The organism is Streptomyces sp. P13-3-3, assembly GCF_050571355.1.
Classification (GTDB): Bacteria; Actinomycetota; Actinomycetes; order Streptomycetales; family Streptomycetaceae; genus Streptomyces; species Streptomyces althioticus.
Window position 1 is genome coordinate 91,044 of sequence record NZ_CP192228.1, and the last position, 26,162, is coordinate 117,205.

General features: G+C 69.7%; 22 protein-coding genes. 10 read left to right on the forward strand and 12 right to left on the reverse strand.

Annotated elements, in window-relative coordinates:
• Nucleotides 1-18: 18 nt before the first annotated feature.
• The 3 genes from gnd to dnaA form a co-directional block, all read right to left on the reverse strand.
• Nucleotides 19-894, reverse strand: coding sequence for a phosphogluconate dehydrogenase (NAD(+)-dependent, decarboxylating) (gene gnd / locus ACQZOG_RS00435; RefSeq protein WP_033273244.1), 876 nt, complete (start codon nucleotides 892-894; stop codon nucleotides 19-21).
• A gap of 143 nt (nucleotides 895-1,037) precedes the next feature.
• On the reverse strand, nucleotides 1,038-2,168 hold the full coding sequence (dnaN, locus tag ACQZOG_RS00440) for a DNA polymerase III subunit beta (protein WP_033273245.1): 1,131 nt from the start codon (nucleotides 2,166-2,168) through the stop codon (nucleotides 1,038-1,040).
• 1,025 nt (nucleotides 2,169-3,193) lie between these two features.
• Nucleotides 3,194-5,209 carry a chromosomal replication initiator protein DnaA gene (gene dnaA / locus ACQZOG_RS00445; protein WP_078492914.1) on the reverse strand — a complete coding sequence of 672 codons (2,016 nt, stop codon included), beginning with the start codon at nucleotides 5,207-5,209 and terminating at the stop codon, nucleotides 3,194-3,196.
• A gap of 376 nt (nucleotides 5,210-5,585) precedes the next feature.
• Between dnaA and rpmH the strand changes: the two genes are divergently transcribed.
• The 9 genes from rpmH (at nucleotide 5,586) to ACQZOG_RS00490 (ending at nucleotide 12,604) form a co-directional block, all read left to right on the forward strand.
• Nucleotides 5,586-5,723 (forward strand): 50S ribosomal protein L34, encoded by a 138-nt coding sequence (rpmH, locus tag ACQZOG_RS00450; RefSeq protein WP_003956500.1) that lies wholly within the window; start codon nucleotides 5,586-5,588, stop codon nucleotides 5,721-5,723.
• Nucleotides 5,724-5,744: 21 nt separating this feature from the next.
• Entirely contained in the window at nucleotides 5,745-6,116 is a 372-nt protein-coding gene (gene rnpA, locus ACQZOG_RS00455; RefSeq protein WP_078492907.1) for a ribonuclease P protein component, read from the forward strand.
• The gene (gene yidD, locus ACQZOG_RS00460; RefSeq protein ID WP_078492905.1) at nucleotides 6,113-6,487 is read left to right on the forward strand and encodes a membrane protein insertion efficiency factor YidD; all 375 of its coding nucleotides are present in this window, start codon (nucleotides 6,113-6,115) and stop codon (nucleotides 6,485-6,487) included. The genes rnpA and yidD overlap by 4 nt, the downstream gene beginning before the upstream one ends.
• Before the next feature lie 3 nt (nucleotides 6,488-6,490).
• Nucleotides 6,491-7,759 carry a membrane protein insertase YidC gene (gene yidC / locus ACQZOG_RS00465; RefSeq protein WP_033273248.1) on the forward strand — a complete coding sequence of 423 codons (1,269 nt, stop codon included), beginning with the start codon at nucleotides 6,491-6,493 and terminating at the stop codon, nucleotides 7,757-7,759.
• 15 nt (nucleotides 7,760-7,774) lie between these two features.
• Complete coding sequence (locus ACQZOG_RS00470) at nucleotides 7,775-8,287, forward strand: protein jag (RefSeq protein WP_033273249.1); 513 nt, start codon at nucleotides 7,775-7,777, stop codon at nucleotides 8,285-8,287.
• Nucleotides 8,288-8,408: 121 nt separating this feature from the next.
• The gene (gene rsmG, locus ACQZOG_RS00475) at nucleotides 8,409-9,128 is read left to right on the forward strand and encodes a 16S rRNA (guanine(527)-N(7))-methyltransferase RsmG (protein ID WP_037640610.1); all 720 of its coding nucleotides are present in this window, start codon (nucleotides 8,409-8,411) and stop codon (nucleotides 9,126-9,128) included.
• A gap of 367 nt (nucleotides 9,129-9,495) precedes the next feature.
• A complete protein-coding gene (locus tag ACQZOG_RS00480) occupies nucleotides 9,496-10,572 on the forward strand; it encodes a ParA family protein (RefSeq protein WP_078492903.1) in 1,077 nt (358 codons plus the stop codon).
• Nucleotides 10,569-11,669 carry a ParB/RepB/Spo0J family partition protein gene (locus tag ACQZOG_RS00485; protein ID WP_058916461.1) on the forward strand — a complete coding sequence of 367 codons (1,101 nt, stop codon included), beginning with the start codon at nucleotides 10,569-10,571 and terminating at the stop codon, nucleotides 11,667-11,669. Before ACQZOG_RS00480 ends, ACQZOG_RS00485 begins: the two co-directional genes overlap by 4 nt.
• Nucleotides 11,670-11,986: 317 nt before the next feature.
• Nucleotides 11,987-12,604 carry a GNAT family N-acetyltransferase gene (locus ACQZOG_RS00490; RefSeq protein WP_033273253.1) on the forward strand — a complete coding sequence of 206 codons (618 nt, stop codon included), beginning with the start codon at nucleotides 11,987-11,989 and terminating at the stop codon, nucleotides 12,602-12,604.
• Nucleotides 12,605-12,695: 91 nt separating this feature from the next.
• On the opposite strand, the gene trxA is transcribed toward ACQZOG_RS00490, so the two are convergent.
• The 7 genes from trxA to ACQZOG_RS00525 all read right to left on the reverse strand — a co-directional run bounded on the left by trxA (nucleotide 12,696) and on the right by ACQZOG_RS00525 (nucleotide 22,528).
• A complete protein-coding gene (gene trxA / locus ACQZOG_RS00495; RefSeq protein ID WP_033273254.1) occupies nucleotides 12,696-13,028 on the reverse strand; it encodes a thioredoxin in 333 nt (110 codons plus the stop codon).
• Between the two features lie 38 nt (nucleotides 13,029-13,066).
• Nucleotides 13,067-14,035: a thioredoxin-disulfide reductase gene (trxB, locus tag ACQZOG_RS00500; protein WP_037640604.1), complete on the reverse strand. Its 969-nt coding sequence runs from the start codon at nucleotides 14,033-14,035 to the stop codon at nucleotides 13,067-13,069.
• Nucleotides 14,036-14,230: 195 nt separating this feature from the next.
• Complete coding sequence (locus ACQZOG_RS00505) at nucleotides 14,231-15,148, reverse strand: anti-sigma factor family protein (RefSeq protein WP_033273256.1); 918 nt, start codon at nucleotides 15,146-15,148, stop codon at nucleotides 14,231-14,233.
• Nucleotides 15,145-15,870 carry an RNA polymerase sigma factor SigM gene (sigM, locus tag ACQZOG_RS00510; protein WP_191878843.1) on the reverse strand — a complete coding sequence of 242 codons (726 nt, stop codon included), beginning with the start codon at nucleotides 15,868-15,870 and terminating at the stop codon, nucleotides 15,145-15,147. Before sigM ends, ACQZOG_RS00505 begins: the two co-directional genes overlap by 4 nt.
• Before the next feature lie 28 nt (nucleotides 15,871-15,898).
• Nucleotides 15,899-17,599 carry a protein kinase family protein gene (locus ACQZOG_RS00515; protein ID WP_430741186.1) on the reverse strand — a complete coding sequence of 567 codons (1,701 nt, stop codon included), beginning with the start codon at nucleotides 17,597-17,599 and terminating at the stop codon, nucleotides 15,899-15,901.
• Nucleotides 17,600-17,741: 142 nt separating this feature from the next.
• Entirely contained in the window at nucleotides 17,742-20,063 is a 2,322-nt protein-coding gene (gene murJ, locus ACQZOG_RS00520) for a murein biosynthesis integral membrane protein MurJ (protein WP_430741187.1), read from the reverse strand.
• A gap of 44 nt (nucleotides 20,064-20,107) precedes the next feature.
• Complete coding sequence (locus ACQZOG_RS00525) at nucleotides 20,108-22,528, reverse strand: DUF6049 family protein (RefSeq protein ID WP_033273259.1); 2,421 nt, start codon at nucleotides 22,526-22,528, stop codon at nucleotides 20,108-20,110.
• A 198-nt stretch (nucleotides 22,529-22,726) separates the two neighbouring features.
• Between ACQZOG_RS00525 and ACQZOG_RS00530 the strand changes: the two genes are divergently transcribed.
• Nucleotides 22,727-24,193, forward strand: coding sequence for a CCA tRNA nucleotidyltransferase (locus tag ACQZOG_RS00530; protein ID WP_359496049.1), 1,467 nt, complete (start codon nucleotides 22,727-22,729; stop codon nucleotides 24,191-24,193).
• A gap of 93 nt (nucleotides 24,194-24,286) precedes the next feature.
• Here the strand turns inward: ACQZOG_RS00530 and ACQZOG_RS00535 are convergent, their stop codons facing one another.
• Both ACQZOG_RS00535 and ACQZOG_RS00540 read right to left on the reverse strand, forming a co-directional pair.
• Complete coding sequence (locus ACQZOG_RS00535) at nucleotides 24,287-24,772, reverse strand: LppU/SCO3897 family protein (protein WP_033273261.1); 486 nt, start codon at nucleotides 24,770-24,772, stop codon at nucleotides 24,287-24,289.
• A gap of 123 nt (nucleotides 24,773-24,895) precedes the next feature.
• Nucleotides 24,896-26,158 (reverse strand): MFS transporter, encoded by a 1,263-nt coding sequence (locus ACQZOG_RS00540; RefSeq protein ID WP_033273262.1) that lies wholly within the window; start codon nucleotides 26,156-26,158, stop codon nucleotides 24,896-24,898.
• Nucleotides 26,159-26,162 lie beyond the last annotated feature (4 nt).

Genomic DNA, 26,162 nt, shown 5'->3' on the forward strand with positions numbered 1-26,162 from the left:
GGACGACGTCCCTGTGGACTACTTCTTCTCGACCGCGTGGCCGCCGAACTGGTTCCGCAGCGCCGCGATCATCTTCATCTGCGGCGAGTCCTCCTGACGCGAGGCGAACCGCGCGAACAGCGAGGCGGTGATCGCCGGCAGCGGGACCGCGTTGTCGATGGCGGCCTCCACGGTCCAGCGTCCCTCACCGGAGTCCTGTGCATAACCCCGGAGCTCGTCGAGGTGCTCGTCCTCGTCGAGCGCGTTGACCGCCAGGTCGAGCAGCCAGGAGCGGATGACGGTGCCCTCCTGCCAGGAGCGGAAGACCTCCCGGACGTCGGTCACCGAGTCGACCTTCTCCAGCAGCTCCCAGCCCTCGGCGTAGGCCTGCATCATGGCGTACTCGATGCCGTTGTGGACCATCTTCGCGAAGTGCCCGGCGCCGACCTTGCCCGCGTGCACCGAGCCGAAGTCGCCCTCCGGCTTGAGGGCGTCGAATATCGGCTGCACCTTGGCAACGTCCTCCTCGGAGCCGCCGTACATCAGCGCGTAGCCGTTCTCCAGGCCCCAGACGCCGCCGGAGACGCCGCAGTCGACGAAGCCGATGCCCTTGGACGCCAGCTCGGCCGCGTGCTTCTCGTCGTCGGTCCAGCGGGAGTTGCCGCCGTCCACCACGACGTCACCGGGCTCCAGCAGCTCGGCCAGCTCGTCGACCGTGGACTGGGTCGGCCCACCGGCCGGGACCATCACCCACACCACACGGGGGCCGCTGAGCTTGCCCACAAGCTCGCGCAGGCTGTGGACGTCGGCGAGGTCCGGGTTGCGGTCGTACCCGAAGACGGTGTGGCCCGCGCGGCGCAGCCGCTCGCGCATGTTGCCGCCCATCTTGCCGAGACCGACGAGACCGAGCTCCATCAGATGTGTTCCTTAGGTTGCGACGGGACGTGACGGCACCTTGCGTGCCGGCGTCCGAGCCTAAACCCGGACGCTCGCGCACATCTGTGGGCATACGCGCTCACACGCCCGTCCCCACCTGCGGCTTCGCCGCGGGCGGCGGATCAGCCGCTGAGCCGCACCGGCATGATCAGGTACTTGTAGGCCTCGTCCGCCTCTGCGTCCATCGCCGGGCGGCCGCTGAGCAGTGCCGGCTTGGTGGACGTGGTGAACGACAGCTGGGCCACCGGGGAGTCGATGGCACTCAGGCCGTCCAGCAGGAACGTCGGGTTGAAGGCGATGGAGATGTCGTCGCCCTCGAGCTGGGCGTCGACCCTTTCCACAGCCTGTGCGTCGTCGCTGGAACCGGCCTCCAGGATCAGCACGCCCTGCTCGAAGCTCAGCCGTACCGGGGTGTTGCGCTCGGCGACCAGGGCGACGCGCTTCACGGCCTCCACGAAGGGGGCGGTCTCGATCACGGCGACGCTGTTGAACTCCGTCGGGAACAGCGTGCGGTACTTCGGGAGGTCGCCCTCCAGCAGACGCGTGGTGGTGCGGCGGCCCGCGCCCTCGAAGCCGATCAGGCCCTCGCCGGCGCCGGAGCCGGACAGCGCCAGGATCACCTGGTCGCCGCTGGTCAGCGCCTTGGCCGTGTCCAGCAGGGTCTTGGCGGGCACCAGGGCGACCGCGGAGGCCTCCGGGTTCTCCGGCTTCCACAGGAACTCGCGGACCGCGAAGCGGTAGCGGTCGGTGGAGGCCAGCGTCACCGTGTCGCCCTCGATCTCGATGCGCACACCGGTGAGGACGGGCAGGGTGTCGTCGCGGCCGGCCGCGATGGCGACCTGCTGCACGGCGGAGGCGAAGACCTCGCCCGGGACCGTGCCCGTCGCGTTCGGCATCTGCGGCAGGGCCGGGTACTCCTCCACAGGCAGTGTGTGGAGTGTGAACCGCGAGGAGCCGCAGACCACCGTGGCCCGTACACCGTCTGTGGAGATCTCCACCGGACGGTTGGGCAGGGCGCGGGAGATGTCGGCGAGCAGGCGGCCGGAGACCAGCACCGTGCCCTCCTCCTCGACCTCGGCCTCCACCGACACGCGCGCGGAGACCTCGTAGTCGAAGCTGGACAGGCTCAGCTGGCCCTCGTCGGCCTTGAGCAGCAGGCCGGCGAGGACAGGCGCCGGCGGACGGGCCGGGAGGCTGCGAGCCGCCCAGGCCACTGCCTCCGCGAGTACGTCGCGTTCCACCCGGATCTTCACTGTTGCCGCCTCCTGCTGTTGCCGGCGCTTCTCGCCCTGTGCCTGGCTTCGTCGTCTGACTCGGTGTCGTCGGCCCCTCTGAGGGGAAGGACACCGGGGTCCAGTCTGACGCACCGCACTGACACTAGGTGCCCGTCGGGGTCAAGTCGTGACGAGTGGCAGGCGGGGCCGAGACAGCGAGTTGTGCACAGGACCCTCTTCGAAACGAATTCCTCGCTCTCTCTAGTCGGGAGTAGTAGTAGGGCCTGTGGATACCGTGGATAACCTCGTTTGCGCAGCTCAGAGCCGGTTTTTTGTCCACGGGGCCTGTGGGTGGGGGCGGTGGACAACCCGGCCTCACTGTGGAGAACGGAAAGTTCTGCACATCCCGTGCACAGGGGAGGCCGACTTCTCCCCAGACGCGTCCCCAGGTTTGAGCTCCTTTCCCACAGCCCCCGTCGGCAGCTCGATGTGACGGCTTTCACTCGGGCCGGTGAGAAGGCGCGTCACGTTGCCGAACAGTGGACAGCCATGTGGAGAAGCTGCCGATCACTGGGGACAACCGGCCGCAGCCTGTGGGAAGCCCGTGGACAACTTGATGCACAGGCTGTGGATCATCTCGTCGTCCACAGTCTGTGGAGATCGTTCGTCCACGGATCCACAGGCAGGTGACCTGGGCAGACAGCTTCTCACCAGGGGCGGCTGTGGACGGGGTCGGGACAACTTTCCGGTCCCCAGCGTGTGGACGGGAAAAAGTCGCCGAATCTGTGGAGGAAGGCCGTAACCCGCGGTGGAAATCGAACAGGGCGCTCGGTCCGGTGTCAGGGGGCGGGGCTCGGAGGGGCATGGGATGGGCACCGGAAGCGCGCGGACCGGGCTTCCAGAGGTCCGAGGCAGGCTTCCGGAGGGCGAAGGTGGGCTTCCGGAGCCGAAGGTGGGCTTCCGGGGCCGGGGGCGGGCTTCGGAGGCCGGGGCGGGCTCCGGACGCATGAAGAAGGGCGCCCCCGGATCTCTCCAGGGGCGCCCTCAAGGGTGCGTGCGGGCCGTCAGCCGGCCTTGATGCGGTTGGTCAGCTCGGTGACCTGGTTGTAGATGGACCGGCGCTCGGCCATCAGATTGCGGATCTTCCGGTCGGCGTGCATCACCGTCGTGTGGTCGCGCCCGCCGAACAGCGCGCCGATCTTCGGCAGCGACAGGTCCGTCAGCTCACGGCAGAGGTACATGGCGATCTGCCGGGCCGTCACCAGCGCCCGGCCGCGCGAGGTGCCGCACAGGTCCTCGACGGTGAGCCCGAAGTAGTCGGCGGTCGCGCCCATGATGGCCGTCGACGTGATCTCCGGGGCCGAGTCGTCGCCCCCGGGCATCAGGTCCTTGAGGACGATCTCCGTGAGCCCCAGGTCCACCGGCTGCCGGTTGAGCGACGCGAACGCCGTCACCCGGATCAGCGCCCCCTCCAGCTCGCGGATGTTGCGCGAGATCCGGGAGGCGATGAACTCCAGCACCTCCGGCGGGGCGTTGAGCTGCTCCTGCACCGCCTTCTTGCGCAGGATCGCGATGCGCGTCTCCAGCTCCGGCGGCTGGACGTCGGTGATCAGTCCCCACTCGAAACGGTTCCGCAGCCGGTCCTCCAGCGTCACCAGCTGCTTGGGCGGCCGGTCGGAGGACAGCACGATCTGCTTGTTGGCGTTGTGGAGCGTGTTGAACGTGTGGAAGAACTCCTCCTGCGTCGACTCCTTGTCCGCCAGGAACTGGATGTCGTCGACGAGCAGGATGTCCATCTCGCGGTAGCGCTTGCGGAAGCTGTCGCCCTTGCCGTCGCGGATGGAGTTGATGAACTCGTTGGTGAACTCCTCGGAGCTCACGTACCGCACGCGCGTCCCCGGGTAGAGGCTCCGCGCGTAGTGCCCGATGGCGTGCAGCAGATGCGTCTTGCCGAGGCCCGACTCCCCGTAGATGAACAGGGGGTTGTACGCCTTCGCCGGCGCCTCCGCGACGGCCACCGCGGCCGCGTGCGCGAAGCGGTTGGACGCGCCGATGACGAAGGTGTCGAAGAGGTACTTCGGGTTCAGCCGCGCGGTCGGCTCGCCGGGCCCCGTCGCCGGTGCCGGCTGCGCCGCCAGGGGGCCGGGGGCGCCGGTCGTCGGCAGATTCGGGCCCACCGGGCCGCCGCGGTGGACGTGCCCCGAGCCGTGCGGCGGCTCGGGCAGGTCGCGGCGGCGGTCGTCGCGCTGGTCGTAGTCGCCGCGGGACGCCTCGTAGTCGGAGCGCTGGTCGTAGGACGGGCGTTCCACAGGCTGGGGACGGTAGTCCTGGGAGGACGGGCCGCCGTAGGAGTCCGAGCCGTACGAGTCCTGGGTGCCGTACGGATCCTGCCCGTACGCGTCCTGCTGCGGGGAGCCGTAGGCGTCCTGGGACGGCGAGGCGTACGGGTCGCGGTCGGGAAAGCCGAGCCGCTGCTGCTGCCAGCCGTAGTCGTCCTGGGAGGGACGCGGCCAGGAGCCGGGCTCGGGACGCTGGTACTCCGACGGGTAGGCGGGGCGCGCCGACGGCATCTGGTCGTCCGGCCGGCCCTGCTGCTGGTCGCCGCCGCGACGGCGGTCGTACCCGCCGTACGGCTCACGGTCCTGGTAGGACTCGCGCTCCTGGTACGGCTCACGCTCCTGGCGGTCGCGGTGGTCCGGACGCTCGCGGTGGTCCTGCCGCTCCGGGTGCACGGAGGGCAGCTCCGGCTCCTCGTAGCGCGGCTGCGGCCGGGGAGCGGGCGGGGGCGTGGCCGGCGGCTCGCCGGCGGTCTCGTCGACCGTGATCGCGATGCGGATCGGGCGGCCGCACTCGCGGCTCAGGCTCTCGCTGACCACCGGGGCCAGACGGCCCTCGAGCACGCCCTTGGCGAACTCGTTGGGCACGGCGAGCAGTGCGGTGTCGGCGACCAGGGCCAACGGCTGGCAGCGCCGGATCCAGTGTTCGTCCTTGCTCTCGACACCTTGCCCGCGGCCCTCACCGAGCAGTTGCTCCAGTACGCGTGGCCACACTGCGGCAAGATCGGCAGGTACGTCAGCCACAGGGCACGCTCTCTCACAGGTCCCTCGATCGTGTGATGCGGGGGACGGGTCGGGATGTAAATCGGGTGGTGAAGGGTCAAGGGAACGAATCGGAGTCCAGTCACGGTAGTCAGCGCGACCGGTACGGTTCAAGTTGTTGTCCCCAGGCTGTGGACAAGTGTCCCCCGGCGCCCGCCGGTTTGACCGAATGGCGCAGCCGCGCGTACCGTAGCCAAGTCGAGTTGTCGATGGCTGCTGCCGCCTGCCTCCGATGGGCACAGATCGCGCACAATTGATCGGTCAGCGGTGCACTCGGGCGTAACGCGAGCTACTCGTGGGCGCACGGTGACAGCCAGGACGGCACCCCGCAAACACCGATTCTTTCTGGAGCCCCCGAGTGAGCAAGCGCACCTTCCAGCCGAACAACCGTCGTCGCGCCAAGACCCACGGCTTCCGGCTGCGTATGCGCACCCGTGCCGGCCGCGCGATTCTCGCGTCCCGCCGCAGCAAGGGTCGCGCCCGTCTGTCCGCCTGATCCCGATCAGGTCATGACGTCGTGCTGCCCACCGACAACCGGCTGAGGCGGCGCGAGGACTTCGCGACCGCGGTACGACGAGGACGCCGGGCCGGGCGCCAGCACCTCGTCGTCCATCTTCGTAGCGGTGCAACGGACCCGCATGCGCCTGGGGAGAGCGCTCCCCCGACGCGTGCGGGTTTCGTCGTGAGCAAGGCCGTGGGCGGAGCAGTGGTGCGCAACAAGGTGAAGCGGAGGCTTCGCCATCTGATGCGCGAGCGAGTCGACCAGCTGCCCCCCGGTAGCCTGGTAGTGGTACGAGCGCTGCCCCCCGCGGGCGACGCCGACCACGCACAGCTGGCCCGAGACCTGGACGCCGCTCTGCAGCGGCTGCTGGGAGGGGGCGCGCGATGAAGTACCCGCTGCTGGCACTGATCAAGCTCTACCAGTGGACGATCAGTCCGCTGCTGGGCCCGGTGTGCAAGTACTACCCGTCGTGCTCCCACTACGGCTACACGGCCATCGACCGGCACGGTGCCGTCAAGGGAACAGCACTCACGGCCTGGCGCATCCTGCGGTGCAATCCGTGGTCGCTCGGCGGTGTGGACCATGTCCCGCCGCGCAAGCGCCCGCGGTGGCACGAAATGCTGCGTAACGCCTGGCGTGCACGCAAGGGCGGGACCTCCGCCGCCGAACCGGCCACCGAGGGACAGGCTTCTCCCACAAGTCCTACGAGTCCGTCGGGCCCGGCCGCTGAGACCTCGTCCCATGCCCAAGGAGCATGATTAGTGGACACGATTGCCAGCCTCTTCAGCTTCATCACGACACCTGTCTCCTGGGTCATCGTCCAGTTCCACAGCGTGTACGGCTCCCTCTTCGGGCCTGACACGGGATGGGCCTGGGGCCTGTCCATCGTGTCCCTGGTGATTCTCATCCGCATCTGCCTGATCCCGCTCTTCGTGAAGCAGATCAAGGCGACGCGCGCCATGCAGACGCTCCAGCCGGAGATGAAGAAGATCCAGGAGCGCTACAAGAACGACAAGCAGCGCCAGTCCGAAGAGATGATGAAGCTCTACAAGGAGACGGGCACCAACCCGCTCTCCTCGTGTCTTCCCATCCTGGCGCAGTCTCCCTTCTTCTTCGCCCTCTACCACGTCCTCAACAGCATCGCGTCGAACGACACCATCGGCGTGATCAACGAGCGACTGCTGGAGAGCGCCCAGAAGGCCCACATCTTCGGTGCCCCGCTCGCGGCCAAGTTCACGGACAGCCCCGAGAAGGTCGAGGCGCTCAACTCGTCGCTGACCGACGTGCGCGTCGTCACGGCGATCATGATCGTCCTGATGTCGCTGTCGCAGTTCTACACGCAGCGCCAGCTGATGACGAAGAACGTCGACACCACGGTGAAGACGCCGTTCATGCAGCAGCAGAAGATGCTGATGTACGTCTTCCCCGTCATCTTCGCCGTCTTCGGCATCAACTTCCCCGTCGGTGTCCTCGTCTACTGGCTGACCACCAACGTGTGGACCATGGGCCAGCAGATGTACGTCATCCACAACAACCCGACCCCGGGTTCCAAGGCCCAGGCCGCCTACCTGGAGCGCCTCTCCAAGCACGTCGCCAAGCACGGCAAGACCCGCAACCGCCGGGAACGCGCCATCGTCAAGGCGATCGTCGCGAAGGGCCGCGACCGCAACGAGTACGAGCGCAAGTTCATCAACGGCCTGAACAAGGCGGGCCTCGCCGCCCAGACCGACGGCACCGTCGTCAAGAACGAGAACGGCGCCGCCGCCCAGGCCGAGGACGGCACGACGACCACCGCCGCCGCCCCCAAGCGGCAGCAGCCCAAGCGGCAGCCCAAGTCCAAGCGTCACTCCGGCGCGGCCAAGCCGGCGGGTGAACCCACCTCGCTGACCAAGGCCGACGACCCGCAGGACGCCAAGCCGAGCGGCAGCAAGGGCAATGCCAAGCCGGCCGGCAACGGCTCCACGCGCAGCAGGGCCCAGTCCGGACAGCGCAAGGGCCCGCAGCGGCCCAAGTCCCCGTCGAAGAAGTAAGAAGGAGTCCATCCCGTGACGGAAGGCACCACCGCGGCCGCTGCCGAGGGCGCAGACACCCTGACCCGCCTCGAGCAGGAGGGCGAGATCGCGGCGGACTACCTGGAGGGTCTGCTCGACATCGCCGATCTCGACGGCGACATCGACATGGACGTCGAGGCCGACCGCGCCTCTGTCTCGATCATCAGTGACACGGGCACCCGCGATCTGCAGAAGCTCGTGGGCCGTGACGGCGAGGTGCTGGAGGCTCTCCAGGAGCTCACGCGCCTCGCGGTCCACCGGGAGACCGGCGACCGCAGCCGCCTGATGCTCGACATCGCCGGCTACCGCGCCCGCAAGCGCACCGAGCTCGCCGACCTCGGAGCCAAGGCCGCGGCCGAGGCCAAGAGCAGCGGACAGGCCGTGCGGCTGGACCCGATGACCCCGTTCGAGCGCAAGGTCGTGCACGACGCGGTCAAGGCGGCCGGCCTGCGCAGCGAGTCCGAGGGCGAGGAGCCGCAGCGCTTCGTCGTCGTGCTTCCCGCCTGATCGGCTCCACCGTTCCACCGGCCCCGTCTGTTGCGCAGGCGGGGCCGCTCTTTGTCAGCCTGGTAGTTCTGGTTCTGGTGTCGGCGCCCCGCGCCGGCACGGTACGGAAGGACGGTCCCCCGTGACGGAGGCAGCGGAGCTTCCCCCCGCGCCCGAGCAGGCCCGTGAGGTGTTCGGCGAACGCTTCGCGGACGCGGTCCGCTACGCCGAGCTGCTCGCCGAGGCGGGCGTGCAGCGCGGTCTGATCGGACCACGCGAGGTGCCCCGCCTGTGGGAGCGGCATCTGCTGAACTGCGCGGTGCTCTCGGAGGTCGTGCCCGAGGGCGTCACCGTGTGCGACGTCGGCTCTGGTGCCGGTCTGCCGGGCATCCCGCTGGCGCTGGTCCGGGAGGACCTGAAGATTACTCTGCTGGAGCCGCTGCTCCGCCGCACCAACTTCCTGACCGAGGTCGTGGAGCTGCTCGGCCTGGACCATGTGACCGTGGTCCGGGGACGCGCCGAGGAGGTCATGGGCAAGCTGCCCCCGGTGCATGTGGTGACCGCCCGGGCCGTGGCGCCGCTCGACCGTCTGGCCACGTGGGGCATCCCCCTGCTGCGGCCGTACGGGGAGATGCTCGCGCTCAAGGGAGACACTGCGGAGGAGGAACTGAAGAGCGCCTCCACCGCCCTGAGCAAGCTCGGCGCCGTGACCACGTCGATCGTGCACGTCGGCGAGGGCGTCGTGGATCCGCTGTCCACGGTGGTGCGGGTCGAGGTCGGGGAGAGCCCCGGCGGTGTGCGCTTCGCCGCCAAGCGCGCCAAGGCTGCCCGCACTGGACGTGCCCGACGCCGACGCGGATAGCCGTATCCCCTCGCCATGGAGTGCGAGGGGTCTCGCGGGGCGGAGACGTACCTCGGGACAACGCGCCCGGTCCTCGGGGCCGGGCGTACTCCACACAAGCTGCCTCACCCACACATGCCGGAGTGTCGCGGCAGCACCGCCTCCGCCGCTGTGCATCGTGTTTCACGTGAAACGTCGCTCACTGCTGCACGGCATCATCAGTCGGGGCCGCGCTGCGGCCGAACCTCGTGAACGGAAGCCCCTGGGCTCCCTCGGCGAGAGCTCCGCTCCACGCGAGTCACCTCCCCCCTCACGGGGCACGGAGATGTCCACAGAGGTGGATTTCTCCACAGAACGTCAGGCCTCACTGGTTCGCGACCCCGAAGGCATGGGAGGCTCTGTTCATTGCGAGCCTGAAGTCGAGGAGAGTGAATCCTTGCGGTCCGACGCCAACATCGCGGGACCGATGACCGATCCGGTCCCCGGTCCCCGTACCGAATCGATGGGGGCGGATGTTTCACGTGAAACACCGCCTCCGATGGACGACACTCCCATCGGTCGCGCTGCCCAACTGGCGGTGGAGGCTCTGGGCCGTGCCGGTGAGGGGCTGCCGCGACCCGAGCAGACCCGCGTCATTGTGGTCGCCAACCAGAAGGGCGGAGTCGGGAAGACGACGACCACCGTCAACCTGGCCGCCTCGCTCGCTCTGCACGGTGCCCGCGTCCTGGTGATCGACCTCGACCCGCAGGGCAACGCGTCCACCGCCCTGGGGATCGACCACCACGCCGAGGTGCCGTCCATCTACGACGTACTGGTGGAGAGCAAGCCTCTGTCAGACGTCGTCCAGCCCGTCCCCGATGTCGAGGGTCTCTTCTGTGCCCCCGCCACCATCGATCTCGCCGGTGCGGAGATCGAGCTGGTGTCACTGGTGGCGCGGGAGAGCCGACTGCAGCGGGCCATCCAGGCCTACGAGCAGCCGCTGGACTACATCCTCATCGACTGCCCGCCGTCGCTCGGCCTCCTCACGGTCAACGCCTTGGTGGCCGGCCAGGAGGTGCTCATCCCGATCCAGTGCGAGTACTACGCGCTGGAGGGACTCGGGCAGCTGCTGCGCAACGTCGACCTCGTGCGGGGACACCTCAACCCCGCCCTGCACGTCTCGACGATCCTGCTCACCATGTACGACGGCCGGACGCGACTCGCCTCCCAGGTCGCCGAGGAGGTGCGCACCCACTTCGGCGACGAGGTCCTGCGCACCAGCATCCCCCGCTCCGTCCGTATCTCCGAGGCACCGAGCTACGGACAGACGGTGCTGACTTACGATCCTGGATCGAGCGGTGCTCTCTCGTACTTCGAGGCGGCACGCGAGATCGCGCTGAGGGGCGTCGGTGTCCGGTACGACGCGTCGCAGGCGCACATCGGCGCACAGCAGACTGATCCGAACATGGTGGAGGGCGTGCAGTGAGTGAGCGACGGAGGGGGCTGGGTCGTGGGCTCGGAGCACTGATCCCCGCTGCCCCGACAGAGAAGACGGTGCCGCCGGCCGCATTGGGCGGGACGGCCTCCCCGTCGCCCGCAGCGGTCCCCGTGCTGCCGAACGAGCGCGGAGTGGCTGCCGCCAAGGTCGCCACCTTGGCTTCCGTTTCACGTGAAACGGAGGACACGGCAGCGGCGAGCCCGTCGGTGCCGGCCGCGCCCGTGGGTGCGCACTTCGCGGAGATCCCCCTCGACGCCATCACGCCGAACCCGCGGCAGCCCCGCGAGGTCTTCGACGAGGACGCTCTGGGCGAGCTGATCACCTCCATCAAGGAGGTCGGCCTGCTCCAGCCCGTCGTCGTGCGCCAGGTGGGCGGCGGCCGCTACGAGCTCATCATGGGTGAGCGCCGGTGGCGTGCCTGCCGCGAGGCCGGCCTCGACGCCATCCCGGCCATCGTGCGCGCCACGGACGACGAGAAGCTTCTTTTGGACGCGCTGCTGGAGAACCTCCACCGGGCGCAGCTGAACCCGCTGGAAGAGGCCGCCGCCTACGACCAGCTGCTCAAGGACTTCAACTGCACGCACGACCAGCTGGCCGACCGCATCGGCCGGTCCCGGCCGCAGGTGTCCAACACCCTCCGTCTGCTGAAGCTGTCCCCGACCGTGCAGCGCCGTGTGGCTGCCGGAGTGCTGTCCGCCGGGCACGCCCGAGCCCTGCTCTCCGTCGAGGACTCCGAGGAGCAGGACCGGCTGGCCCACCGCATCGTGGCCGAGGGTCTTTCGGTGCGGGCCGTCGAAGAGATCGTGACCCTGATGGGCTCGCGGCCGCAGAAGGCTCAGCGCTCCAAGGGGCCGCGGGCGGGCGCCCGGGTGTCCCCGGCCCTGTCCGATCTGGCGACGCGACTCTCGGACCGCTTCGAGACGCGGGTGAAGGTCGACCTCGGCCAGAAGAAGGGCAAGATCACCGTCGAGTTCGCCTCGATGGAGGACCTGGAGCGCATCCTGGGCACCCTCGCCCCGGGAGAGGGCCCGGTGCTCCAGAAGAGCCTCGTGGATGAGGACGACACCGAGGAGACCGACTCCTGAGGAGCCGCTCCGCTCGGCCTGAGAGCCGCCAGGGCGGGCCGTGTCCGGTACCTACCGGAACACGGTCCGCCCTTTGCCTTGTGGCGGTATCGGGCGAATCGCTTCATGGATACGATGCGTTCGTATATGGCGCATCCACCCGGCAACACCTCTGAGAGCTAGGCAGGGGCCATGCGAATGACGAGCCGCACCGGACTGATGAGCGCGGGACTGGGGGTGGGCGTCGTCAGCGGCTTCCTCGGCAGCCTGCTCAGGGAACGGAGTGCTCTGACCGCCGCCCGTGTGGCAGCGGGCGAAGGAAGCGAGGAACAGCCTTCATGGGCCGTCGGCTCGTACCGCTCACGCTGGACAACCTTCCGGACCTCCCCCAGCGCTGCCGGTCGTGCGTCTTCTGGGAGCTCGACCCCGTCAGCGGCGAAGCAGCCGTAAGGGCGGGCACCGCGACGCTGGAGAAGGAGTCCTGGATCTCGGCGGTCCTGCTCGACTGGGGCTCCTGCGGACGTGTCGTCTATGTGGACGAGGTCCCCGTCGGCTACGTCCTCTACGCGCCCCCGGCCTATGTGCCGCGCTCCACGGCGTTTCCCACGAGCCCGGTGTCCCCCGACGCGGTCCAGCTCATCACCGCGTTCATCCTGCCCGACTATCAGGGACAGGGACTCGGTCGCGTGATGGTGCAGACAGTGGCCAAGGATCTGCTGCGGCGAGGCTTCAAGGCGATCGAAGCCTTCGGTGATGCTCGCTGGAAGGAGCCGGCCTGTGTGCTGCCCGCGGACCATCTTCTCGCCGTGGGCTTCAAGACGGTCCGCCAGCACCACGCCCACCCTCGGTTGCGTCTGGAACTGAGGTCGACACTCTCGTGGAAGGAAGACGTGGAGATGGCGCTCGACCGACTGCTGGGGGCCGTGCAGAAAGAGCCGGCGCTGCGGCCGCTCTGATTCCACTCACACGAATGGGCCGACCCAAGAGGGTCGGCCCATTCGTGTTTCACGTGAAACATGCACCGCCGTGGAAGCGGCTCACCACGTTTTACTCGGCGATGAAGTCCTCGAGGTCGCGGACGATCGCGGCCTTCGGCTTGGCTCCGACGATGGTCTTGGCGACCTCGCCACCCTGGTAGACGTTCAGGGTCGGGATGGACATGACGCCGTACTTGGCGGCTGTGCCCGGGTTCTCGTCGATGTTGAGCTTGACGACCTCGATCTTGTCTCCGTACTCGGCGGCGATGGCCTCGAGGGACGGAGCGATCTGACGGCACGGACCGCACCAGGCGGCCCAGAAGTCCACCAGAACAGGCTTGTCGTTCTTGAGGACGTCCTGCTCGAAGGAGTCGTCGGTCACGTTCTTCAGGGTGCCGGCCACAGCGGGCTCCTTAATCGTTGGTGCGTGGGGAGAGGGGGTCAGACAGTGGTCTTCTCGGGCTCGGCCTTGTCCTCGTCGGCGAGAGCGGCGAGGAAGCGCTCCGCGTCGAGGGCCGCCGAGCAGCCGGTACCGGCCGCGGTGATCGCCTGGCGGTAGGTGTGGTCCACCACGTCACCGGCGGCGAAGACGCCCGTGATGTTGGTGCGCGTCGACGGCGCGTCGACCTTCAGGTAGCCCTCCTCGTCCAGCTCGAGCTGGCCCTTGAAGAGCTCGGTCCGCGGGTCGTGCCCGATCGCGATGAACAGACCGGTCGCCGCCAGGTCGGAGAGCTCACCCGTCTTGACGTTGCGCAGCTTCAGCCCCGAGAGCTTCTGGTCGCCCAGAATCTCAGCGACCTCGCTGTCCCAGACGAACGAGATCTTCGGGTCGGCAAAGGCGCGCTCCTGCATCGCCTTGGAGGCGCGCAGGGTGTCACGGCGGTGGACGATCGTCACCGACTTGGCGAAGCGCGACAGGAAGGTCGCCTCCTCCATGGCGGTGTCGCCGCCGCCGATGACGGCGATGTCCTGGTCCTTGAAGAAGAAGCCGTCACAGGTGGCGCACCACGAGACACCGCGGCCGGAGAGGGCGTCCTCGTTCGGCAGCCCGAGCTTGCGGTGCTGCGAACCGGTCGTCACGATCACTGCCTTGGCCTTGTGAACCGTGCCGGCGGTGTCCGTGACGGTCTTGATCTCACCGGTCAGATCGACGGCCACGACGTCGTCCGGGACGAGCTCGGCGCCGAAGCGCTCCGCCTGGCCCCGCATGTTGTCCATGAGCTCGGGGCCCATGATGCCGTCCTGAAAACCGGGGAAGTTCTCCACGTCGGTGGTGTTCATCAGCGCACCGCCGGCGGTGACAGCGCCCTCGAACACGAGGGGCTTCAGCGACGCACGGGCGGTGTAGAGCGCCGCCGTGTAGCCGGCGGGCCCCGAGCCGATGATGATCACGTTACGGACGTCGCTCACGGCTGAATTCCTCGTCTCTGGTCTGGCGTCGTTCGACCGGTGGGAGCTTCTTTCGGAACTCTCACCCCACCCAACGGATCCTAAGGGGCCCGCATTCCCGCCGTGCCCGGGCACGCGCGGACGGTGCTCCGGCGGGCACGCCGGGGCCACACACCGTACGGGATACCACGCAGGGCCAAGACCACGCGTGTGCGGTCAGCGCGCGTAGGAATGCTTCAGCAGCACCTTCGCTGTGGTGGACGGAGAGGTGTTCTCCACGCAGGTCGCGTCGACGATGTACGCGGTCACGCGCGTGACGTCGGAGGCGTCGGGCAGCACGACGAGCAGAGCGGCCTTGCCTTGATAGACGCCCTGCTCGGTGGCCAGCGCGGCATCGTTACGGCCGATGCCCTCCTGGACGCATTGCGGGACCTCGGGCTTCGTCAGCACCCTGGGGTTCGCGCCGGGGGAGTCCGACTCCATGCCGAAGGTGTGGGGGGAGCGGGCTCCCTTGTTCTGTTCGGGGCTGCGTGCGAGCAGATCGTCGACCTTCTTCTCCAGCTTGCCCTCGGAGAAGGTGTCCGCAGCGGTCGTCGTCCGATGCTCGTCATCGGGGCCTCCGCCGCCGTTCAGAGACGACAACACCACGGAACCGAGACCCAGTGCGGCAACGGCGAACGCCGCACCCAGGACGGCTCGGCGGCTCCTGCCCCGCATCCGCGGTTTGCGGCCCGGCCCCGTGGTCGAGGAGCGAGGGCGGCCCGTAGGTCGGTCGGAGGGAGGCGTCGATGTTTCACGTGAAACACGGAGCGGCTGGTCTTCGGCCGTCGCTGTTCCGACGGAGGCGGTGTCGTCCTCGCCCTCGGTCGCGGGTGCCGTGGCATGCAGGAGTGCCTCGGCGGCCAGCGCCGCGTCGATGCGCCCCGCGACGTCCGCCGGCATCCGCGGTGGACCCGGAACCGTGCCCAGCAGTCCGCGGATCTCCTCGAGCGAGGCGTGGACGTCGGCACAGAGCTCGCACCGCTCCAGATGCTCGCGAATGTCGTCCCTGCGGTCCGCCGGGAGGAGACCTTCAGTGAGGTCGGAGATCTCCGTGACGTCCGGGTGCTCCGCCTTGTCGGTCGTCGACGTCACGCTCGCCCACCTCCGCCCTTCACTGCAGCCGGGTCGTTCGGTCCTGTGTCGGGTGGGTCCGGTTGCCGTGGACCCGCTGCGGGTGGGACGGATGTCCCCCCTTTCCGGTTCCGTCCTCTGCCTCTGTGCTCCTCCTCACCGGTGCCTCCCGGGCGCAGGTGGGTGAGCAGGGGCAGGAGTCTCGCGCGGCCGCGGGCACACCGGCTCTTGACCGTGCCGGTGGGCACGTCGAGGATGCGGGCCGCCTCGGCGACCGGATAGCCCTGCATGTCCACCAGGACGAGGGCGGCCCGCTGGTCGGGCGGGAGGGTGCCCATGGCCTCGATCAGCTGCCGGTGCAGATCGTTGCGCTCCGCGGGGGCCGAGGCTGACTCGTGCGGCTCGAGGAGCTGCTCCAGACGCTCGGTGTCGTCGACCGGCGCTGTCTTCCGGGAGGCGGCCTTGCGGGCACGGTCCAGGCAGGCGTTCACCGTGATGCGGTGCAGCCACGTCGTGACGGCCGACTGGCCGCGGAAGGTGTGGGCGGCCCGGTAGGCGGAGACGAGGGCGTCCTGGACGGCGTCAGCGGCTTCCTCGCGGTCCCCCAGCGTCCGGAGGGCCACGGCCCAGAGCCGGTCGCGGTGCCGCCGCACGATCTCACCGAAGGCGTCGGCGTCGCCCTCGACGTGCCGGGTGAGCAGGTCGTGGTCGCTCACTCCGTCGTATGCGGCGCCGTCCGCCATCGGACCCCCTCCCTCGACGCGGCCGGCGTCAGCTGGTCACCTTGATGTCAGCGATCCGGCCACGCCACCGTCCGTCGTCGGCCTGCACGGGGAGCTCGGTCAGCCAGACCAGGAGGTAACGGGTCTTCACCGCGTCCTTCGGAGCGAGGGAGACGGTGGTGCCCGACCCCTCGGCGACCTTGTCGTACGAGTCGAAGGACGTCGGCCGGGACTGCGCGTCCCCGGGCGCGGCACGGAGTTCGACGGACGTGCTGCCGATGAAGGTGACGTTGACCTTTCCGACGTCCTGGCTCTTGCCGAGGTCGACGACGACGCCCACACCCGGCTTCAGCCGGCCGAAGTCGGAGCTCTCGTAGTAGCTGGTCTGCCAGTAGCTCGCCGGATCGCCGTCCAGGATCTTGGGCAGGTTCTCCGGGTATTCGGACCCGTCCTGGCCGAACGGGTCGAAGTCGTGCAGCTCCGAGATGGCGATCGGCTTGCCGCGCTCCGGCTTCGGGACGTTCTTCTCGTCGCCGTCGGTCGTCTGGGTGTTGGTGGTGTCGTCGGCCGTGCCGCCCTGGTCCATGAGGGCGTCAGCGAGCTGCCAACTGCCCAGCCCCAGAGCGGCGATCAGCAGGGCCGAGACAGCCCACTTCAGTGCCTTGCCCGTCCGGCTCTGCAGCGGAGGAGGCGGCACCGGTGTCGGCTGGGTGACGCGGGGAGAGGCGGCGGGGCGACCGTAGGAGCCCTGCTGGTACGTGGTGCGCTGGTAGTCCGGCGGGGCCGTGAAGGCGGGCTCCGGCGGGCGGATGCGGGGCATCTCGCCGATCGCCTTCACCAGCTCCTCGGGAGTGGTGCACGGCGACTCGTGGCGGGAGGCGGTGGCGCCGTCGTTGGCGAGGGCGCGCATGGCCAGTTCGGACAGGCCGCGGTGGACGCCGGCCCGGACCTGGTCGGGGGGGATCAGACCGATGTCCTTCGGCAGACCTGACATGCCGTAGGCGTCGTTCTCGTACGGCCAGCGCTGGGTCAGCGCCGCGTACAGCAGGGCGCCGATCGACTCGGTGTCCGTGCGCTGCGGAGTGTCCGAGCCGGCCCCGCGCAGCGCCGCGTTGACGGCGAGGCCGCGGATGCGCCACTGGCCGGTCGAGGTGCGCAGGACCGCGTTGGGGTTGAGACGGAGATGGGCGAGGCCCTCACGGTGGGCCGCCGCCATGGCGCTCGAGACCTGACTGACCATCTGGTAGGCGTCGTACACCTCCAGCGGACCGGAGGCGAGAAGGGTGGTCAGCTCGGTGGCGTCGGGCAGCCATTCGTGGACGACGTAGACGAGGTCGTTCTCCTCGACGGCGTCGAGGACCTGGACGAAGCGCGGGTCGCCCAGAAGGGCCGACGAGCGGGCCGCCGCCAGCACGGACCGGGCGCGCGAGTGGTCCGCGGGGAGGACGTGCACGCCGACGGCACGGCGGAGCTTCTCGTCCACGGCACGCCAACTGCTGAACCCGTCCAGACGGGTGACGCACTCCTCGAGGCGGTAGCGTCTGGCCAGCTTGTGGCCGCTGTGCAGCTCCGGTGGCGAGGTCGTCGCGGGACCCTCGGTCCCGGTGCTCTCCTGTGCCTCGTCGTTGTCCGTGTCCTGCTCCCGGTTCTTGGCCACCCCGTCGGCCGTGGACTGGTCCGCCTCCGCGGTCAGCGGCTGCTCGCCGCTGTTGTCTGCCACGTCGACGGCAGCTGTGCTCCGTTCCGCCACCGTCGTTCCCTGCCTCCCCATCCGTTGCGCGTCGGCCCGGCGTCCGTCGCGCGCAGTCCGACGCCGAACCCAATTGTGCCCACAGTCCGCCGCTATGCACGACACGCGGGGGCCGGTGATGGTTGTGCGCCTACCCCCTGCCTCAGCGTCCCAGGCGTCCCCGGACCATACCGACCAACGAGTTGACCTCGTCGATGCGCATCCGGCGCGCGGCGACGTAGAAGACGCCCAGCAGGACGGCCCCGCCGCCGAGCAGCGCGGCGAACGAGCCGAGGACTCCCTGGCCCAGCACCTTGCTGATGCCGTAGCAGGCCGCGCCGCTGAGCAGGGCGGCCGGGACGGAGGCGATGCACAGGCGGGCGTAGGTCCGCAGCACCCGTGCGCCGTCCAGGTCGCCGCCCAGCCGCTTGCGCAGCCGGCGCCACGCGACACCGACGCCGAGGGCGTAGGCGATGCCGTAGGAGGCGGCCATGCCGACGACGGCCCAGCGGGCCGGCAGCACCAGGAAGCAGACGCCGGCGGCGATCGCGTTCGCGGCGGCCACGATGACCGTGTTGTAGAAGGGGGTCCGGGTGTCCTCGTAGGCGTAGAAGGCGCGCAGGACCACGTACTGCACGGAGTAGGGGATCAGGCCGAGGCCGAACGCCATCAGCATGTAGCCCATGTTGGTGGCCTCGCTGGTGCCCGAGGACCCGAAGATCAGGGTGCACATCGGGATGCCGAGCGCGAGGAAACCGAAGGCGATGGGCACGATCGCGACGGCGGTGGTCCGCAGCCCCTGGGAGATGTCGTCGCGGACGGCGCCCCCGTCGTCCTCCGCCGCCGAGCGGGAGATGCGCGGCAGCAGGGCGGCCATCAGGGAGACCGTGATGATGGCCTGCGGCAGACCCCAGATCAGCTGGGCATTGGCGTAGGCGGCGAAACCGGTGCCCTCGACGTCCGAGTCCAGGCCTGCCGCGGTGGACAGCTGGGTGACGACCAGCGCGCCCGCCTGGTTGGCGAGGACGAACAGGATGGTCCACTTGGCGAGCATCGCCGCCTTGCCGAGGCCGTGGCCCTTCCAGTCGAAGCGCAGCCGCATGCGGAAGCCGGTCTCCCGCAGGTACGGGATCATCGCGAGGGCCTGCACCACGAGGCCCAGCAGCACGCCGATGCCGAGGAGCCGCAGGCCCTCCGGCGGGATGTTCGAGACCTGCATCTTCGAGTCCGCGGCAGTGCCGTAGACCCAGATGAAAGTGCCGAGCGTGACGATGATGACGATGTTGTTCAGGACCGGGGTCCACATCATCGCGCCGAACCGGCCGCGCGCGTTGAGGATCTGACCCATCACCACGTGGACGCCCATGAAGAAGATCGAGGGCAGGAAGTACCGGGTGAAGGTGACGGCGACCTCGTTGGCCGCGGGGTCCGAGGCGACGGGGTTCGACAGCGCGCGCACCAGCAGGGGGGCAGCCAGCCAGGCTGCCGCGGTGAGCAGCGCCAGCGCCACCATCACCAGCGTCAGCAGCCGGTTGGCGTAGGCCTCGCCGCCGTCGTCGTCGTCCTTCATGGCGCGCACGAGCTGCGGCACGAACACCGAGTTGAGGCCGCCGCCGACGGTGAGGATGTAGATCATCGTCGGCAGCTGGTAGGCGACCTGGAAGGAGTCACCGAGCAGGCCGAGGCCCAGGGCCGACACGATCAGCGCGGACCGGATGAAGCCCGTGAGACGGGACACCATCGTGCCCGCCGCCATCACGGCGCTGGACTTCAGCAGACCGCCGGCGCGGCCGCCTTTCTTCGGCGCGGGCGCGGGCGTGGCGGCGGGCTCCGGGGCCGCCGACTCCGCCGCTGGGGGCGGAGTGGCGCCCGCGTAGTGGCCGGGCGTCGGGGCGGCGGGCCCGGGCACCGGGGCGGCGGCGTACTGCTGCGGGCCGCCCGCCGGCTGTCCGGCGTGAGGCCCGCCCGAGGGACGGGCCTGGCCGCCGTGCTGGTCGGGGGAGGCGCCGCTCTGCTGCTGGTCGCGGAAGAGGTGCGCGAAGGCGTCCGGCTCGTGGCGCTGCTCCCCCGCCTGGCCGACGAGGTCGTCCACGCCGACGTACTGCGTGGTGCGCGGGTCGTCGCCGTACGGGAGGTGCTGGGTCGGGCCGTCGGGCTCCGGGGCGGGCGTCCGCGCCCACACCCGGGGGTCGGGCGCGTACGGCGACTGGGGCGGCTGCCCGTAGAGGGGCTGCTGCGGCTGCTGGGCGCCGGGCGGGGGCGGCGGGTGCGCCGACCGGTCGTAGAGCGCCTCCGCGACCGGGTCCTGGGCGTCGATGTCCCGCGCCCGGTAGGGGTCCTGGGCGTAGGCGTCCTGGACGTACGGGTCGGCGGGTGGCTGTGACGCCTGGTCGTGCCCGGGCGGCGGACCCCCGGCGGGGTCCGACTCGGGATGGCCCGAGTTGGCCGCGGCATCGCCGCGGTCACCGTCGTACGGCGCGTTCATGGTTACCCCACCTCATCGTCCCTGGCCCACCGGCCACGACCTTCTCAACGGTCCACTCTCTCACCCGTGCCGGACGGGTCGGCGCTTTCCGGAGCGGTGTCCGGGGCCGGGTCACTCGGCTGCTCCGGGGCGTCCCCCCGGGTGTCCGGTGCGGACTCCTCGGTAGGACGCTCCTCGGACGCTTCGGGGTTCTTCGCGCCGTCGCTGTCGGCGTCGGTGCCGGCGCCCGCCTCGTCCGCCGCGTCGTCCTGCTCCCGCTCCTCGGCCTGCCGGGCCGCGGCGCGCTTGCGCTGGGTGTACATCCGGAAGCCGGCCAGGACGAGCAGCAGCACACCGCCGCCGATGACCAGCATCACCGTCGCGGTGATCTCGGTGACCTTCACGTCGAACGTGACGGGCTGACCGTAGGGCCGTCCGTCCTGCGTGTACAGCTGGGCGACCACGGTGGCCCGGCCGTTGGCGTTGGCGTTGGTGGTGAACTTCACCGACTGGCTGTGGCCGCCGGAGACGGTGACGGGCTGCTCCTCGTAGGCGTTGCCGTCGATCTCCAGACGGGTCGGGTTGGTGGAGGTGAGCCGGAGCACCAGGTGCTCGACGCCCTGCACCAGGTTGTTCTGGACCGTCACGGGGATCGTGGCGCTGCGGCCCGAGAGCTTGGTCTCCGACTTCTCGATCAGCCGGACCTGGCCGATGAGGGTGTCCAGGTACGTCTCGACGCCGCTGCGGTAGATCGCGGCCTCGGCCGGCCGGCCGCGCCAGGACGCCGCCATGCCCCGGTTCAGGGCGCGGCCGAAGGGCGTCACCACGCGGGACTGGTCGGACAGGACCACCTTGAAGCGGTCGAGCTTGTCCTGCGTCCTGGCGATCTGCTCGAAGGCCGAGCGCGGGAGCTCCTGCTTGCGCAGCGACTTCGGGTACGCGGACGCCGGGGGCACCTCGGTGCCGGCTGCCGGGTCAGGCTTGGACTTCGCGGCCGCCGTGAGGTCCTGCGACTGCGACCAGGTGCTGTTCTGGAGAGCGCCGATGGCCTCGGCCATCGTCTGGGCCTGGGCGGCGGACGGGGTGCGCTGCGGGGCGACCACGACGCTGCGCGGACGGTCCGTCTGCAGGGCGAGGGTGAGGCTCTGGGCCAGGAAGCGCTGCACCGCCTGGGTGGAGGCGGAGGCCCTGGTCATGTCGCCGTCGAACACGGTGGACAGCCGCGCGTCCGCCACCACGGCCGTGGTGCCGCCGCCGATGGGGCGGGGCGCGGTCGGCGTGTAGGTCAGGTCACGGCCGCCTTCGAAGGTGTCGCCGCGGACGATCACCTTGTCGGCGCCGGCCGAGGTCGAGACCTTGATGATCGAGGGGTCCACGGCACCCTCGACGGGCCAGGCGTAGTCCGTGCTGGGCGCGACGTGGAGGATCGACTCGACGGTGCGGGCGGCGACGTCGGTCGCCTCCTTGAGGTGGCGCAGTGAACCCGTGACCGACGTGCCGTGGTGGGCGAGGGAGGCGAGGTCGGGGTCGCCGAACGGCAGCGCGACGACCTCCTTGTCCGCCACCGCCTTCTGCACCTCGGTGAGCCAGCGCTTGGCGACCTCCTGGTGGCCGCCGACGACGTTCTGGTCGTCCGTGTTCTCGCCGGGGATCTCGTAGCGGGTGGTCATCGCCTCGACGGAGGCGAGCAGGTCGGGGTCGATCACCCAGGTGACGTCGAGGTCCTTGCCGAGGGCCACCATCCGGTCCAGACGGCCGCCCGGGGAGATCTCCGCGGCGAGCTCGTCGTCGTGGAAGACGGGGGTCTGCTCCTCGTCGGAGCCGGTCTCCGCCGTCATGTGGACGGTGGACACCAGGGGCCACATGAAGGCCGTCTTCGTCTTGGTGTCCAGCTCGTCCGGCTGCCACGGCAGAAAGGTGTGGCGGACGCCGAGCGTCTGCTCCCAGGGCTGGTCGGAGGTCTCGCCGGTGAGGGTGACGGACAGGTCGTAGACGCCGTCCTGGCCCAGGTCCAGCTCGTCGGCCGGTACGGAGATCGTGTAGGGCTGCGAGACGCCGGGGGTGAGCTTGGAGAACTTCTCGGTGTATTTGTCGTCGATCTCCGCCCCGACGGGGCTGTCGACGTCACCGGAGTTCTTGGCGACCCGGTCGATGCTCGAGCGGGTGTCCAGCAGCGAGCCCACCCGCAGGCCGACGGAGGCGTCGGTGACGGCCTTCTTGCCCTTGTTGGTGACCGTCCCGGAGACGGTGACGGTGTCGCCCTCGGTGGGGGCGCCGGGTGTGAGGGAGTCCACGGACACAGCCACGGAGCCGTTGTCGGAGGCGGCCGGTGGCGCGGCCGGGGTCGCGGCCGCCGCGGGGGATCCCGCGGGCAGCTGGAGGAGTCCGGCGAGGAGGGGCGTCCCTGCAAGCACGGCACCGGTGCGCCGCAGCCAGCGGCGGGCAGGTGAGGGACTGGTCCCCTGGAAGTCTGCCGCCTCGGCCACGCGCTCGCCCGTCCCTTGTCGTCGTCAGTGGTCGTCGGAATGTGCGTCCAGGCATGGTAACGAGGTGCGAGGAGGGGAAGTGCCGCGGACCGGCGCCCAAGATCGAACTGCGCACGCCTTGTCCATGATCGCCACAGGTCCGTCCTGGCGTCTTTTCCGGGCGCTCGGGGCCGTGCGGGCCACGTACCCTCTTCTGTTGTGCCGAACGCCAACGAAGCAACCAGTGCCCTGAGCCAGGTGCAGGACCGCGCCGTGAGTGAACTGCTGCGGGTCGCCCCTGTCGCCGACGACCTAGCCCGCCGTTTCCAGGAGGCGGGGTTCTCACTCGCCCTGGTCGGCGGCTCGGTGCGGGACGCGCTGCTCGGCCGCCTCGGCAACGACCTGGACTTCACGACCGACGCCCGCCCGCAGGACGTCCTGAAGATCATGCGGCCCTGGGCGGACGCCGTCTGGGACGTCGGCATCGCCTTCGGAACGGTCGGCGCCCAGAAGGAGGCGCGGGTCGGGGACACCGACCGGAGTTTCCAGATCGAGGTGACCACCTACCGCTCCGAGGCGTACGACCGCACGTCGCGCAAGCCGGAGGTGTCCTACGGCGACTCCATCGAGGACGACCTCGTCCGTCGTGACTTCACTGTCAACGCGATGGCTGTCGCCCTCCCCGAGAAGAGGTTCATCGACCCTCACGGTGGTCTGAAGGACCTCGCCTCGCGCGTGCTGCGCACGCCGGGGACGCCCGAGGAGTCCTTCTCCGACGACCCGCTGCGGATGATGCGGGCCGCGCGCTTCGCCGCCCAGCTCGACTTCGAGGTGGCCCCTGAGGTCGTCGCGGCGATGAAGGACATGGCGGGACGCATCGAGATCGTCTCAGCTGAGCGGATCCGGGACGAGCTGAACAAGCTGATCCTCTCCCCGCACCCCCGTAAGGGCCTCACCCTGCTCGTGGACACCGGGATCGCCTCCTCCGTGCTGCCGGAGCTGCCGGCCCTGCACCTGGAACGTGACGAGCACCACCGGCACAAGGACGTCTACGAGCACACCCTGATCGTGCTGGAGCAGGCGATGGCCCTGGAGGAGGACGGACCCGACCTGACTCTCCGCCTCGCCGCCCTGCTGCACGACATCGGCAAGCCCCGCACCCGCCGCTTCGAGAAGGACGGCCGTGTCTCGTTCCACCACCACGAGGTGGTCGGGGCGAAGATGACCAAGAAGCGCATGACCGCGCTGAAGTACTCCAACGAGCTGGTGAAGGACGTCTCCCGGCTGGTCGAGCTGCATCTGCGGTTCCACGGCTATGGCACGGGAGAGTGGACGGACTCCGCCGTCCGCCGCTACGTCCGCGACGCGGGACCGCTGCTCAGCCGACTGCACAAGCTGACCCGCTCGGACTGCACCACGCGCAACCGCCGCAAGGCTGCCGCGCTCTCCCGCGCGTACGACGGTCTGGAGGAGCGGATCGCCCAGCTGCAGGAGAAGGAGGAGCTGGACTCCATCCGACCGGACCTCGACGGCAACCAGATCATGGAGATCCTGGGTATCAAGCCGGGCCCGGAGGTCGGTAAGGCGTACAAGCACCTGCTGGAGCTCCGGCTGGAGAACGGCCCGATGGAGCACGACGAAGCGCTGAACGCCCTCAAGGAGTGGTGGGCCGCACAGCAGGGCTGACAACGGGAACGGGGTCATGTTTCACGTGAAACATGACCCCGCACACGGTTCGGGGGCGGTGTTTCACGTGAAACACCGCCCCCGACGTCGTTCTTACTTGTCCTTGAGGCAGAGCAGGAAGCTCTTGCTGCCGTTGGTCTCCGTGTAGACGTACTCGAAGTCCTTGGCCTCGGCCTCGCACTTGCTCTGGGCGGTCAGGCCGGAGTAGTCGCCCTCGACCTTGGCCAGCACCTTGTACTGCGCCTTCGCGTCACCGCAGTCGACGACCTCGAGGTCCGGGTCGTTGTCGTCCGTGCTGCCACGGTGCATGCAGTCGCCCACGGCGGCCGCGGCGGCGTCGTCACGGCTGGCGATCCACCCGCCGATGGCCACACCCGCGACGATCAGAACGATCACGATGTTCTTGATCGTCTTGAAGCTGATCTTGCGGCCCTGAGGCTGCGGGGGCACGGGGGCTCCCGGCGGCGGGAAACCGGGCTGACCGGCCTGCTGCGGGAAGGGGGCCTGGCCCTGGGGCTGGCCGTAGGGCTGCTGCTGGCCCTGTGCGAACGGGTTGCCCTGGGGCGGCGGAGTGGTCACTTGGGGGTCCCCCTGTTACGTAGGCGCTTGACGCGAAAGGCGCGTCGATAAGACCCACGTAAGCTATCGGTCCGCACCGACAACTCTGTAGTCAGTTCTCGCTTCGTGGCACTGATGTGACACTTACTGGCGTTCAAACCGGGCCATAGCCACCGCTACTGCTCCGTAGATAACGGCGATTGTTACCACCAGCGTGACTGAACGTCCGTCAGACGGGAGCACCAGGGCGGCCACGGCCGCCGCTCCGACGAACGCCACGTTGAACAGCACGTCGTAGACCGAGAAGATCCGGCCGCGGAAGTCGTCCTCCACGGAGGCCTGGACGATGGTGTCCGTGGAGATCTTCGCGCCCTGGGTGGACAGGCCGAGGACGAACGCCCCCGCCAGCAACGGGCCGGTGGCGAACGGCAGGCCGAGCGCCGGCTCGAGCACGGCCGCCGCCGCGGCGCACGTGACGATCCACCGGCCGGGGCCCATCCGCCCCGCGGCCCACGGGGTCAGCACGGCCGCGGCGAAGAAGCCGGCGCCGGACGCCCCCAACGCCAGTCCGAGCAGCGCGAGTCCCTCGTCCGTGGTCGACGTGAGGTGGTACCGGCAGAGCATCAGCAGCATGACGAGCATCCCGCCGTAGCAGAAGCGCATGAGGAACATGGCCGTCAGCGCCCAGGCCGCGTCCCGGCGCGCGGGTGCCGCGAGATGACGTACGCCCGCCACGAGGTCGGCGAGCGTGCCGGAGAGGGCGGTGGACAGCCGGGGATGCACCAGCGCTCGCTCGGGGCCGAGCAGTTCCTTGGCGATACGCAGGGCCGACAGGGCCGCGCACAGGTAGAGGGCGGCGCCCACGAGCACCACGGCCGCGTCCGAGTCCGAGACGACCAGCCGGACCACGAAGGCCAGCCCGCCGCCCGCGGTCGCGGCGAGCGTCCCAGCGGTCGGGGACAGGGAGTTGGCGATGACGAGCCGCTCTGCGTCCACCACGCGGGGCAGTGCGGCGGACAGCCCCGCGAGGACGAAACGGTTGACGCCGGTGACGCACAGCGCGGCCACGAACAGGAGCCAGTCGGGGACCCGGACGAGGATCAGGAGGGCGGTCACCGACGCCATCAGGGCGCGCAGCAGGTTTCCGTAGAGGAACACCTGGCGGCGGCGCCAGCGGTCCAGCAGGACGCCGGCGAAGGGGCCGACCGCGGAGTACGGCAGGAGCAGGATGGCCATGGCCGAGGCGATGGCCGCGGCGGAGGTCTGCCGCTCGGGCGAGAAGACGACATAGGCGGCGAGCGCGACCTGGAAGACGCCGTCGGCGCCCTGGGAGAGCAACCGGACGGCGAGCAGGCGCCGGAAGCCTTGGAAGCGCAGCAGAACGCGCAGGTCACGGACGACGGCCATGGGG

Coding starts and splice junctions, on each gene's coding strand:
- gnd (WP_033273244.1), bottom strand. CDS start 894: ATGGAGCTCGGTCTCGTCGGTCTCGGCAAGATGGGCGGCAACATGCGC.
- yidD (WP_078492905.1), top strand. CDS start 6,113: ATGAAGTACCCGCTGCTGGCACTGATCAAGCTCTACCAGTGGACGATC.
- ACQZOG_RS00480 (WP_078492903.1), top strand. CDS start 9,496: ATGGGAGGCTCTGTTCATTGCGAGCCTGAAGTCGAGGAGAGTGAATCC.
- ACQZOG_RS00490 (WP_033273253.1), top strand. CDS start 11,987: ATGGGCCGTCGGCTCGTACCGCTCACGCTGGACAACCTTCCGGACCTC.
- sigM (WP_191878843.1), bottom strand. CDS start 15,870: ATGGCGGACGGCGCCGCATACGACGGAGTGAGCGACCACGACCTGCTC.
- murJ (WP_430741187.1), bottom strand. CDS start 20,063: ATGAACGCGCCGTACGACGGTGACCGCGGCGATGCCGCGGCCAACTCG.
- ACQZOG_RS00540 (WP_033273262.1), bottom strand. CDS start 26,158: ATGGCCGTCGTCCGTGACCTGCGCGTTCTGCTGCGCTTCCAAGGCTTC.